The sequence below is a fragment of the Paenibacillus mobilis genome (assembly GCF_058267595.1).
This window is the reverse complement of record NZ_JBZCMS010000005.1, coordinates 302276-315139: the sequence shown is the minus strand read 5'-3', so window position 1 is coordinate 315139 and position 12864 is coordinate 302276. Positions and strand designations below refer to the sequence as shown.

General features: G+C 54.8%; 10 protein-coding genes. 9 read left to right on the top strand and 1 reads right to left on the bottom strand.

The features are described 5' to 3' along the window. The first annotated feature begins 73 nt into the window (after positions 1 to 73). The 7 genes from AC3ZPD_RS12225 (at position 74) to AC3ZPD_RS12195 (ending at position 10594) form a co-directional block, all read left to right on the top strand. A complete protein-coding gene (locus AC3ZPD_RS12225; RefSeq protein ID WP_490984571.1) occupies positions 74 to 1846 on the top strand; it encodes a cache domain-containing sensor histidine kinase in 1773 nt (590 codons plus the stop codon). Between the two features lie 113 nt (positions 1847 to 1959). Next, positions 1960 to 3588, top strand: a complete 1629-nt coding sequence (locus tag AC3ZPD_RS12220; protein ID WP_490984570.1) for a response regulator transcription factor — start codon at positions 1960 to 1962, stop codon at positions 3586 to 3588. A 23-nt stretch (positions 3589 to 3611) separates the two neighbouring features. Continuing rightward, entirely contained in the window at positions 3612 to 4766 is a 1155-nt protein-coding gene (locus tag AC3ZPD_RS12215) for a Gfo/Idh/MocA family protein (protein WP_490984569.1), read from the top strand. 3 nt (positions 4767 to 4769) lie between these two features. Further along, positions 4770 to 5900, top strand: a complete 1131-nt coding sequence (locus AC3ZPD_RS12210; RefSeq protein ID WP_490984568.1) for a Gfo/Idh/MocA family protein — start codon at positions 4770 to 4772, stop codon at positions 5898 to 5900. 160 nt (positions 5901 to 6060) lie between these two features. Further along, a complete protein-coding gene (locus AC3ZPD_RS12205; RefSeq protein ID WP_490984567.1) occupies positions 6061 to 6915 on the top strand; it encodes a hypothetical protein in 855 nt (284 codons plus the stop codon). Positions 6916 to 7099: 184 nt separating this feature from the next. Further along, positions 7100 to 8650, top strand: a complete 1551-nt coding sequence (gene zwf, locus AC3ZPD_RS12200) for a glucose-6-phosphate dehydrogenase (RefSeq protein WP_490984566.1) — start codon at positions 7100 to 7102, stop codon at positions 8648 to 8650. 363 nt (positions 8651 to 9013) lie between these two features. Next, positions 9014 to 10594, top strand: a complete 1581-nt coding sequence (locus AC3ZPD_RS12195) for a peptide chain release factor 3 (protein WP_490984565.1) — start codon at positions 9014 to 9016, stop codon at positions 10592 to 10594. A gap of 56 nt (positions 10595 to 10650) precedes the next feature. On the opposite strand, the gene sspI is transcribed toward AC3ZPD_RS12195, so the two are convergent. Then, entirely contained in the window at positions 10651 to 10878 is a 228-nt protein-coding gene (gene sspI, locus AC3ZPD_RS12190; RefSeq protein WP_490984564.1) for a small acid-soluble spore protein SspI, read from the bottom strand. A 253-nt stretch (positions 10879 to 11131) separates the two neighbouring features. Here sspI and AC3ZPD_RS12185 point away from each other — a divergent pair, with 253 nt between their 5' ends. Together AC3ZPD_RS12185 and AC3ZPD_RS12180 are read left to right on the top strand one after the other, a co-directional pair. Then, positions 11132 to 11806 carry a potassium channel family protein gene (locus AC3ZPD_RS12185; protein ID WP_490984563.1) on the top strand — a complete coding sequence of 225 codons (675 nt, stop codon included), beginning with the start codon at positions 11132 to 11134 and terminating at the stop codon, positions 11804 to 11806. A 154-nt stretch (positions 11807 to 11960) separates the two neighbouring features. Next, positions 11961 to 12764, top strand: coding sequence for a TrmH family RNA methyltransferase (locus tag AC3ZPD_RS12180; protein WP_490984562.1), 804 nt, complete (start codon positions 11961 to 11963; stop codon positions 12762 to 12764). The last annotated feature ends 100 nt before the right edge of the window (positions 12765 to 12864 follow it).

Below are 12864 nucleotides of genomic sequence, written 5' to 3'. Positions count from 1 at the left end.
CGGTAAAGCGGAGGAATGTATGCGCTTTACCGTTTGCTGCGTTTGAATTGTCCGGAAGGAAGTGAAGCGGCCCTTGATTAATCCCTTTAAGAAATTCCGCATAGACCGCTTGTTTTTCCAAAGCTACGGTCTGCTGATTATCGTCATCATTGCGCTGGTTGCCTGGACGGGTTACAATTTGTCGTCCAAAGCGCTGGTCCGCACCACCTCGCACTACCAGCAGGAGCTGCTGGACGAGCTGAACAACGAAATCACTACCCGGCTGGTCACGATCGAACAAATTTCGTTGTCCACTTCACGGGACAATGAGCTGATTACTTTTCTAAGGGACAACGGGAAAGGGGACGAATACGACCGTTACCGGAGATATCAGGGCGTACAGCATGCGCTGGCCAATCTCACCTATTCGATTCCGCTGATCCAGGGCATCGACCTCTATATGAGAGATCCGTTTCAGGGTGACGATAAAAGCTACATCCAATTTCACGATTTGCCTGAGCTGAGCAAGTGGGATTTGTCGAAATATTTGGAGAAAAACGATTTCGCCTGGTCGGAAGAACACGAGGTGCCCAGCTTTCAGGGGAACGTTCCGGTGCTCAGCTTCGGCCGGAAAATCATGTATGAAAACACTTATTTGGGCGTGCTTGTCATCCACGTAAAAGCCAAGGAAATCCAGTCCATTCTGGCCGGCCATTCCGAAGCCATGAACCGGATGATGACGGACGGCGAGGGGCGGCAGCTGCTCAAAATCGGCAGCGTTCCGGAGCAGGACGAGCTGAACGGGTGGATTGACACCGCCAGGGAGGAGTCCGGTTACGTCCATATCCCCAAAAGCAAAAATGTCGGCGACTCCCTGCTCGTGTATTCCAAGCTGCCGAATTCCAACTGGACGCTGATCGAGGTCAGCTCCTGGAACCAGATTACGGCCAGCAGCTTCCGGCTGGCGGAGGTGATCGGCCTGATCGGCCTGGCGTCCGTGCTGTTCGTGCTGCTGCTTAACCACTTCCTGAGCCGGCAGTTTACGAAACCGATCAAAAAGCTGGTCACCGCCATGCGGATGTATTCCGTCGGCGGCCAGCAAACGGACCTGCCGACCGATTACGAGAACGAATTCGGTTACTTATTCGCCGGCTACCGCAAGCAGAACGAGCGGATCGAAGAGCTGTACCTTTCCCTGCAGCGCCGCTATGAGCAGCAGCGGAAAGCGGAGATTGAGGCGCTGCAGGCCAACATCAATCCCCATTTTCTGTACAATATGCTCGACCAGCTCAACTGGATGGCGATCGAAGCCGGACAGGACGAGCTGAGCCGGATTCTGGAGCTGACGGGGCGGATGTTCCGGATCGGCTTGTCCAACGGAGACAGCTTTATCCCGGTCAGCGAAGAGCTGGTCCATATCGAAAGCTACCTGGAAATCCAGCAACTGCGACGTAGCGGCGGTCTGGACTATACGGTTGAAGTGCCAGAGGAGCTGGGCGTGTATTACATGCCCAAGCTTACCCTGCAGCCGTTTGTGGAGAATTCGATCGTTCACGGCTTCAACAAGCAGTCCCACGGCCATATTTGGATTAGGATGGAGGCCGCCGAAGAAATTTTGCGGGTCACCATTGAAGACAACGGCTCGGGACTTAAACGGTCTGTTCCGGACAGCGCCAAACGCCGTACCGGCGGGTACGGCATCCGTAACGTGAAGGAACGGATCGACGGTTATTTCGGGCAGCGGTACGGCGTAACGCTCACGGAACGGGAGGAAGGGGGAACAAGGGTCGAGATCACCCTGCCGGTTTTGACCGGCCCGCCGGACAAGGAAGGGGCGCCCGACCTTTCCAAACCCGTATTATTCTGAAACAGATCGTGCATTTTTCGTCTTTTAACGGCGTGAGATCGTTGATATGATGAAGTCGAAAGGCACCCCCGTATACTTGGTCAAGTCTGACGAATTTAAGGGAGGGAAGCTTCGTGTGGAAAATTGCCATCGTGGACGATGAACGCCACGTGCTGCAGGGGATGAAACGGGTAATTCCGTGGGATGAGCTCCAGGCGGAGTGGGCCTGGGAAGCCCTGAACGGTCTGGACGGGCTGGAGATGACCCGCATTTCCCAGCCGGATGTTATCATTACCGATATTTATATGCCCGAGATGAACGGGCTCGACATGATAGAGAAGATCAGGAAAGAAGGATATAACGGCAAAATCATTATTTTAAGCGGTTATTCGGATTTCGAGCATGCCAGACAGGCGCTCAGATACCAGGTCAGCGATTATGTCTCCAAACCGATCAGCGTGCCGACCTTAAAGGCGATTTTGACCAAAGTGATCGACGAGCTGACGGAAGAAGAAGAGAACCGGCTGAAGCGGCTGGAGATGGAGCAGACCGTCGTGCAGTACAAACCTTTTATCGAAAAAGAATGGGTCAGATCCGCGGCGATCGGCACGCTGGAAAAGGCCCGGAGCAGCGGCGTTTATCTGCCCGCACCTTATGCCTATTGGACCGAGGTCGACCACGTCACGATCGGCATCGATCTGGTGAGAAACGAGTGGACGCGGAAGCTGTCCGTCTCCGACTGGAATCTGTTCCGCTTTGCAATCGGCAACATCGCCTGCGAGGTGGTGCGGAAGGTTTTTCCGGACCTTGAATATACGGAGCTTCACAGCACCCGGGCGCTGCTGATCGTGCATCCCCGCATCGGGGCCGCCGAGCCGGCCAATGTCGGACAAAACCTGCGGGAGGTCGGCATGCTGCTGATCGACAGCATCAAAACCTGCCTGAAGCTGGACGTTCGCGTGGGCGTCGGCAAAATCAAAGAGAGCTGGTCCGAAATCCCCGATTCGACGGACGAAGCGTTCCAGGCGATTGAGCTGAAGCAGGAGCGGTTAAGCGCCGGTTACGATTTATACCGGTATCCTGCCGAAATCCGGAAGCCGGAGCAGGAATCGGTTCCGCTGTTCCCGGCCAAATTCCTGTACAAATTGGCTGGCGCGTTAAAAGCTTCCCAAGAGGCGGAGGCGATCCAGCTGGTGGCCGAATATATCGCCGAGCTGAAAGCGAGCAGGGAGCAGATTACCCGGGATTACGTGCAGCTGCTGGGCAGCGAGCTATGGGGGATCCTGACTTATTCCCTGTACGAGTCGGGCCTGGCGCTGGAGGAGCTTTTTTCGAGCGACCAAACGGCCAAAGAGCTGACGGATCTTGCCGATCCGGATCAATTGAAGGAATGGCTGTCCGGCAAAATTACCGGCATTTTTCAGGACCGGCAATGGAAAGGCAGCAGCAAGCACAGACAAATCGTGGACTTCATGACCCGTTATATTCATGAGCATTACGCGGAGGACGTCACGCTGGCCGATCTTTCGGATATGGTGTATATCTCGCGGAATCATCTGTCTATTATTTTTAAAAATATTACGGGCGAGACGTTTAATACCTATCTGACCCGGGTCAGAATCGAAAAAGCGCGGGAGCTGCTCCTGGAACGGAATATGCTGGTTTATGAGGTAGCCGAGCGGGTGGGCTACAAAAACATTCCTTATTTCAGCACCTTGTTCAAGAAAATTACGGGACAAAACCCTACGGACTTAATCAAGTAGCGATGTTTCAAGGAGGGGAAAAGATGATCAGGGTAGGAATCATCGGCACCGGCGTTATTGCGGAGGCCCATTTGAAAGCGTATGCAGCCTTCGGCGGCCGCTGCAGCGTGGTTGCGCTCGCCAATCCCCGCATCCGGAAAGCTGCCGCTTTCATGGAGAAATTCGGGCTCGACTGCCGGCTGGCCGAGGATTACCGGGAGCTGCTGAAGGATGGCGGGCTCGATCTGGTTTCGATCTGCACGCCGCCGCATACCCATGCGGAGATAGCGGCTCACTGCCTGGAAGCCGGCGTCCATGTGCTCGTCGAGAAGCCGATGGCGATGTCGCTGGAGGAATGCGACCGGATGCTGGAGGCCCAGGCCCGTTCCGGTTGTGTCCTGTCGGTCATCGGGCAGGAGCGGTTCCGTGAACCGAATATTCAGCTGAAGGCTGTGCTGGATTCCGGCCTGCCCGGCCGGATCGTGCATGCCCAGGTCGAATCCTTCTGGTGGAGAGGCCAAAACTATTATGACGTCTGGTGGAGGGGCACCTGGGAAAGGGAAGGCGGCGGCTGCACGCTGAATCATGGCGTCCATCACATGGATTTGCTGCAGTGGATGCTGGGCATGCCCCGTTCCGTTCAGGCGGTCATCAGCAACACTTCCCATGCCAATTCGGAGGTGGAGGACCTTTCCGTTGCCATTCTTGCTTATGATGGAGGCACTCTCGCCCAGATTACGAGTTCAGTGGTGCATCACGGGGAAGAGAGGCAGATGGTTTTTCAGGGGGAGCGGGCCAGGGTTTCGTCCCCCTGGAAGGTTTACGCTTCCCTTGCGGGCGAGGACGGGTTTCCGGTCCGCAACCCGCTGCTGGAGGAAGAGATCGGGCAGTTTATGGACCGGATGGAGAAACCGCAATTTGACGGCCTTGCCGGACAAGTGGACAACGTGCTGGAAGCGATCGAAGGCGGGACGAATAAGGTGCTGATCGACGGCCGGGAAGGCCGGAAAACGCTGGAATTGATAACGGCAATCTATGAAGCGGCCATAACCGGCAAAACAGTAGATTTGCCTTTAAGCGTGGCCAGTCCTTTTTATACGCGGAACGGATTTTTGGCCGCCGCGTCGGCTTATTCGCTGCCGGGGCGGAAAAATACGGTTCCCGTTCAAAGCGGGGACGGGGCCGGAGGAGGAGTATAAACAGTGGACAATCAAACCGGAAAGATAGACGGAAAACCCGGCAGTGCAGAACGGCAGATCCGGCCCGTCAAATTCAGCCTGATAGGCGGAGCGGGCTTCAGGGCGCAATATTTTTTGCGGATTGCTGCGGCTTTGCCGGATCGCTTCCAGGTCAGCGGCATGGTCGTTCGGGACGAGACCAAAGGCAAACAAATGGAGGCGCTTTGGGGAACCGCCGCTTACCGGACTTTGGAGGCGCTGTTAGCGAAGGAAACGCCGGATTTTGTGGTCGTGTCCGTAGGCGGCAGCGGCACCGACTATTTACTGAAGCTGGCCGAGCTGGGGATTCCGGTGCTGGCGGAAACGCCGCCGGCTTCGGGATTGGCCGAGCTTGAGGATTTGCTGGCGCGTGCATCCGCCCTGAACGCCCGGATTCAGGTGGCCGAACAATACCAGTTCCACCCCGTTCAGCAGGCGCGCCTGGAGCTAATCCGTTCCGGCAAGCTGGGGAAAATAACGGAAACTACCGTTTCCATTTCCCATCTGTACCATGCCGCCAGCCTGATCCGCAGGATGCTGGGAAAGTCGTTTGAAGAAGTCCGGATCAAAGGAATGCGCTTCGATTCGCGGTGGGTTCAGGGACCGACGCGCAGCGGCCCGCCGCAGGAGGACAAAATCGTGCCCATGCAGCGGGATTTGGCCTGGCTTGATTTCGGGGATGCGCTGGGCATCTATGATTTTACGAAAGACCAGCACCGGTCCTGGATCCGTTCGAACCATCTGTCCGTGAGAGGCGAGCGGGGCGAAATATTTGACCAGCGCGTGCTTGTCCAGCCGGAAGACCGAATTCAGCAGCAGCTTGAGCTTAAGCGGGTCAACAAAGGCGAATACGAAAATGCGGAAGGTTATTTCCTGCAGGGCATCCTATGCGGGGAGCAGTGGCTTTATACGAACCCGTTTGCACCGGCCCGGCTGTACGATGATGAAATCGCGATTACGGCCTGCCTGCAAAAAATGTCCGACTATATTGCCGGCGGCCCGGCCTTTTACGGGCTGGAAGAAGCGGCCCAGGACTGTTATCTGGGCTGGATGATCGAACAGGCCATTCAGACGGGCGAGACGGTCACGGCAGTCAAACAAAGCTGGGCCCGCTAAAAGCGGCAGGGATGAACAAGGAGAGGGCCACGCGGCTCTCTCTTTTTTTCTGTATCCTTTTTCCGCAGCCTATGAATACAATCTCTTAATCCGGTCAATGCTAGTCTCATAGATTACTATACGCGGCTGGGCAGGACCCGGCCGGACCGGAGGTAGAAGGATGAAAACGCGGCATTCCGTCATGATTATGATTCTTATGGTTAGTCTGGTAATGGTCCTTATGTTTGTTGTCGGATTTGGTCCTATGGAAGGGAAAAATAACGCTGCGGCCAGCGAAGCGGCTTTAGCCGCTCAATCTGGCCTGGATGAACAGCAGCTCGATCAGGCTGACGGGCAGCTTCGGCAGCTGCTGAAGCTGGGCCGGGGACAGGTTGCCGGCAAGCTGGATACGGTTGTGAAGTGGCAGGGGAACTGGAACACGGACTTGCAGGCCGAGACGGCCGCGCAGCAGCTCGCAGGCCTCCTGGGACTGTCCTCGCCGAAAGCGGAAAACGTGCAGGGACACCAGGTATATGCGGCAGAGGAGTTAAAGGGCGGCATAATGGGTAAACTTTCCTTGATGGAAGTAAACGGCGCTCTCTATGTGGTTTACCGGATGGAGGCGGAGGCATCGGCGGCTGAAGCGCTTGTTCAGCAGCAGCATGAGGCTGGATCCGTTTTACTGCAAAACGGCGTGGACGCCAAATGGAACGCTTCCGTTCAGGGGCTGGCCCCTGCCGCCAAGGAAGACGCCTCAACCCCTTCGCACGAAGACGAAGGCCAGGCTTCCGCTTCCGAAGACGCTTCTATCATGCTGAGCCAAATGGAGAAGGGGGCGGAGGGACTTCGGGCAGACACCATCGACTCTTTTGAAGACGGAACGACGGTTTCCCGCACTTATGAAGTGCCTTCCTTCGGCATTACGACGCTGATTGACGGCCGCAAAGCCGGTCTGCAAATGGCGTCACACACCGATACGGTAACGGGCCGGCAGGAGGTTTCGTGGGGTTCGCCGATGCTGACGATCGAGTATTAAGGCGGGATCTTTTTAGGGACAGGAAGAAGTTGGAGTCGGGATTTGGGATATGCTAAAATACATCACGTAAATATTTGGATGGGCATATCCATGTTTTTGCAGGGCAGCGAATCTATTTCAGAATTGGAGATGGATTCAGGCATCAATTCATTATTCTAATCCACTATAGAAAGAATGAGGAGCCATGGCTGATAATCAAAATGTTGAAACGCTGCAAACGCCGGGAACGGCCTTTTTTATCTTTGGGGCTACCGGGGATTTGGCGCACCGCAAGCTTTATCCTGCAATTTACTCGCTGTACCGCGAAGGGAAAATAGCCGAGGATTTCGCCGTGATTGGCGTAGCCCGCCGGCCGCGCACCCCTGAAGAGTTCAGAAACGATTTGCGGGAGTCCATCACGGAGTTCTGCCGGTACAAAATCAAAGATGAAGAAGAATGGAACCGTTTTGCCGAGCATTTTGAGTACAAGTCGCTGGACATCAACAATCTGGACGGTTATGTGGAGCTTAAGCAGCATACGGAAACGCTGGAGCGGAAATTTAACATCCCCGGCAACCGGTTGTTCTATCTCGCCTTGGCGCCGGAATTGTTCAGCAGCGTGTCGCTGAATTTGAAGAAAGGCGGCATGCTGGACAGCGCGGGCTGGCACCGTCTGGTCATTGAAAAGCCGTTTGGCTACGACCTCCCTTCAGCCGAAAAGCTGAACGAGGAGCTAAACGAAGTCTTTAAGGAAGAAGAAATTTACCGCATCGACCACTATCTTGGCAAAGAGATGGTTCAGAATATTGAAGTGATCCGTTTTGCGAATGCGTTTTTTGAGCCGCTCTGGAACAACAAGCATATCTCGAACGTTCAGATCACGCTTAGCGAAACGGTAGGCGTCGAGGAACGGGGCGGTTATTACGACCATGCGGGGGCGCTGCGCGACATGGGGCAAAACCATATGCTGCAGATGCTTACGATGATTGCGATGGAACCGCCAAGCCGGCTGCTGCCGGAAGATATCCGCGACGAAAAGGTGAAGGTGCTGCGTTCGCTGCGCCACTACAACACCAACGAGGAAGTCGGCGCAAACGTGGTGCGCGGTCAATACATCGCGGGAGAAAGGGACGGCAAACCGCTTCCGGGCTACCGGGAAGAGGAGAAGGTCGACCCGAACTCCGATACGGAAACGTATTTTGCAGCGCGGCTGTTCGTCGATAACTTCCGCTGGGCCGGCGTGCCGTTTTATATCCGGACGGGCAAACGCCTGCCGGTGAAGACGACCGAGGTTGTCGTCGAGTTCAAAAACATGCCGAACAACGTGTACCTCGGGCAAAAACATTCGCTGGAGCCGAACCTGCTGGTGATTCGGGTTAACCCGATGGAAGGCATTTATATTAAAATCAATGCCAAAAATCCGGGCACGGAGTCCGAGATCAAACCGACGGCGATGGAGTTCTGCCAAAGCTGCCTGGTCGGCATCAACTCTCCGGAAGCCTACGAGCGTTTGATACATGACGCGGCGAACGGCGACTCGACGTATTTTACCCGTTGGGATGAAGTGGCTACGGCCTGGTCGTTTATCGATAAAATCGCGAAGTCCTGGAAAGAGGGCACGCCGAAGCTGGAAACCTATCCGGCCGGTGCCTGGGGACCGCAGGCCACCCACGATCTGCTCGCCAAAGACGGCTTCAAATGGTGGCCGGTCAACGGTCAGGAGGAAGACAACGTCATCTGGGAGCCGGCGGATTGAGCGCCGTTTAGGCAAAGCGGTCTGCAGGCTAAAAAGGAATATGAACCTGTGCGCAAACATCCTCATACGCTTAACGTATGGGGATGTTTTTCGCCTAAAAGGTTCATCCTGATACGGAATAAGAGATAGGAGCGGTGCGGGAGATGTAAGCAGAAACAGCGCAAAGCTTAAGCGGATGCAGGAGCGAAGCAGCCGGACAACGAAAAGCCGGCCTGAAATCACGACGGGCAATATGATGGAGCGCATAGGCATGTTCCGCCGGGATGGGCAGCAAATCCTTTCCTGCCCGGACCCGCAAATTATGATACAATATGTTTACATGTGCGTTCGCAATACTTGAGGAATGAAGGGAACCGTGAAGAAATGAACAAAGCTTTGGATGTGCTGCAGCAAGAGGTGGACAAACGCCGTACGTTTGCCATCATCTCCCACCCGGACGCGGGTAAAACCACCCTTACGGAAAAACTGCTGCTGTTCGGCGGAGCCATCCGTCTGGCAGGTTCGGTTAAAGCAAGAAAAGCCAGCAAACACGCAACAAGCGACTGGATGGAAATCGAGAAGCAGCGGGGGATCTCCGTTACGTCATCGGTGATGCAGTTTGATTATAAAGGACACCGGATCAACATTTTGGATACACCGGGTCACCAGGATTTCAGTGAGGACACTTACCGCACTTTGACGGCCGCGGACAGCGCGGTCATGCTGATCGACGTGGCCAAAGGCGTCGAGCCGCAGACGATCAAGCTGTTCCAGGTCTGCGCGAAACGCGGCATTCCGATCTTTACGTTTATCAACAAGCTAGACCGGGAAGGCCGCAACCCGTTTGAGCTGATGGAAGAGCTGGAGAACGTGCTGGGCATCCGCTCCGTGCCGATGAACTGGCCGATCGGCATGGGCCGCGAGCTTTCCGGCGTGTATGACCGGATGAAAAACCAGGTCGAATTGTTCCAGGGCGATGACCACTCCACCATTCAGGTCCGGAAAGTCGACGGTTACGAGGATGCGGTGATCGGGGAAATCGCGGGGGAATACCTGCACAATCAGCTATGCCAGGATTTGGAGCTGCTGGACGTGGCAGGCGATCCGTTTGATTACGACAAAGTCATGAAAGGCGAATTGACGCCTGTTTTCTTTGGCAGTGCGGTTAACAACTTCGGCGTGCAGACGTTCCTGGAGAACTTCCTGGAGCTGGCGCCCAAACCGGAGCCTCGCAGAAGTACGGCCGGCGTTGTGGAGCCGACAGACGAAAAGTTCAGCGGCTATGTCTTTAAAATTCAGGCGAATATGAACCCGGCGCACCGCGATCGGATTGCGTTCCTGCGGATCGTATCCGGCAAGTTCGAACGGGGCATGACGGTCAAACATGTCCGCGCGGGCAAGGACATCAAGCTGGCTCAGCCGCAGCAGTTCCTGGCGCAGGATCGGGATATCGTCAATGAAGCCTATCCGGGCGACATCATCGGTCTGTTTGATCCGGGCATTTTCCGGATCGGCGATTCCCTGAGCGAAAAAAGCGACATCGTCTTCGACGAGCTGCCGACGTTTTCGCCGGAGATTTTTGCCAAGGTCAGCATCAAAAACGCGCTTAAATCGAAGCAGTTCCAGAAAGGCATCGACCAGTTGACCGAAGAGGGCATGATTCAGGTGTTCCGGACGGTCAATTTCGACGATATTTTGCTCGGCGTAGTCGGCCAGCTCCAGTTCGAGGTCTTCGAATACCGGATGAAAGGCGAATACGGCGTAGACGTGCTGCTTCAGCGCATGCCTTACCAATTCGCCCGCTGGATCGTGATGGATAAAGTGGACCCTTCGAAGTTCCGGATCAATTCCGTACTGGTGAAGGACAAAAAAGAAAACTATGTGGTTCTGTTCGAAAACGAATACGCCATGCGCACGGCGATGGAGAAACTTCCGGAAGCGAAGTTCCTGGAAACCGCGCCTTGATGATAAACAACAAAATCCCTCGTTCCGGTTTAAGGCCGGAAGAGGGATTTGTTGTTTTACTTCGATGCGGAAGAAGCTTTTAATGCGCTGTCCAAAACGGCGACAAGTTCGTCTTTTTTGGCCGGGTCGATTTTTTTCCAGATCAGCTCGAAAGCTACGCCAAGGCCGGGCAGGGCCGCCTCCTGGGCGTCAACGGATCCTTCAATCATCGAACGAAGGCCTTTAAGATCGTTGCCGTGCATTTTGTGCATGACCGCTTCTCTCAAGCTCATCATAATAGCCATGATGACGTCCTCCTCATGGTTCGAAGTAATGCTTTTCAGCGGTAGCTTTATGGGGAAAGCCAGGCTTAAAGCGGTGCTGCATCTCAAGCTGTCCCAACGGCGCAAGGCGGGGGTGTTCGCTTTGTTTCTTGCGCATCAGGCAGCGATTTTAATTTACCCTCAAATTGCGGCGGAAATACAAGTAACGTTTGGATTATGTTATACTTAGCTGAATGTCATAATAAGGTCATTAAGAACTGCAGGTGAAGAGAATATGCCCAAAAAACAGTTTGCCGTCATCGGTATGGGACGGTTTGGACTAAGCGTGGCCAGGTCGTTAAGCGAAATGGGATTTGACGTTCTGGCCATTGATTCGGACGAAAACAGAACTCAGGCAGTAGCCAATATAGTTACGCACGCGGTATCGGCGGATTCAACGGATGAAGAAGCGCTGCGGGCGCTCGGGATTCGTAATTTTGACGTAGTGGTCGTGGCGATCGGCCAGGATATTCAGGCCAGCATTTTGACTACGCTGATCTTGAAAGACCTCGGCGGTCCCGTCATTGTAGCCAAAGCGCAAAACGAGCTGCACGGCAAGGTGCTGCGCAAGATCGGTGCGGACAAGGTCATCCATCCGGAACGGGATATGGGGCTGCGCGTGGCGCATCATTTGACCTCGCCGAACATCATCGATTACATCGAAATTTCCGACGAATACAGCATTTTGGAGCTGAAGGCAACCCCTTCCATGGTCGGCAAAAACCTGATCGAGCTCAACGTGCGGGCCAAATACCGCTGTAATGTCATGGCCATCAAAAAAGAAGGCGGCAAACAGATGAATATTTCCCCGGATGCCAATGATCGTTTGAACAGCGACGATATTTTGGTGGTTGTCGGGCAAAAGGATGATCTGGTGAAGCTGGAACTGGCGATGACCCAGGGGAAATAATGGGGAATGGCAAGAACTGCACAGGAACCGTACAAGAACCGTACAAGAACCGTACAAGAACCGTTCAGGAATCGTTAACGAAAAAAACGATTTTGCCTGCATGAATGCGGGCGGACAGCTAATAATATCAGAAACAGGAGTCGTGAACTGAACGATGCAAATTGAATCGACCCAGAACAGCCGGGTAAAAGAATGGAGTTCGCTGCTGGAGAAAAAACACCGCGATAAACACCGTAAATTTATCGTCGAAGGCATTCATTTGGTGCAGGAGGCGCTTAAAGCGCACGCTGCTATTGAATGCGTGGCTTTTTCTTTGGAGCGCGGGATTCCGTCCGAGCTGGCGCGGGCGGCGGCCGATTCGCTGGGCGTCGAATGGATCGGCGTGTCGGAGGCGGTCATCGCCAAATGCACGGATACCAAAACGCCGCAGCCCGTCTTTGCCGTGATCCGCAAGGAGAACGTATCGCCTGGCCGGCTGTTTGAACGGCCGGACAGTCTGGTGGTAGTGCTGGACGGCGTGCAGGACCCCGGCAACGTCGGGACGATTATCCGCAGCGCGGACGCCGTCGGCGCTGCCGGCGTGGTCATCGGCCGTGGCAGCGCCGATGTGTACGGCCCCAAAGTCATCCGCTCAACGATGGGCTCGCTTTTTCACCTTCCGATTGTGGAAGGGGATTTAAAAGAGCTGCTTCCGCAGGCGAAGGAGCGGGGCGTCCGCATTGCCGGGACAAGCCTGCAGTCGGCTAAAAGCTGCTATGAATATGATTTCACCGGCGCGCGTTGGCTTGTGTTCGGCAGCGAAGGCGGGGGACTTTCCAAGGACACGCTGGCCCTGCTGGATGATGCGGTCATCATCCCGATGAAAGGCCGGGCCGAATCGCTGAACGTGGCGATGGCGGCGTCAGTGCTGCTGTTTGAGGCTTCGCGGCAGCGGGATTTTTCGGGGAAGAGTACTTAATGGAAATAGATAATAACTGCAAAATTAGATAACGAAATGGCGGCAAATCCTTTGACAAAAGGATCTTGCTGCCTTTTTTCTTTTGCAGGGTTCAGAGCGA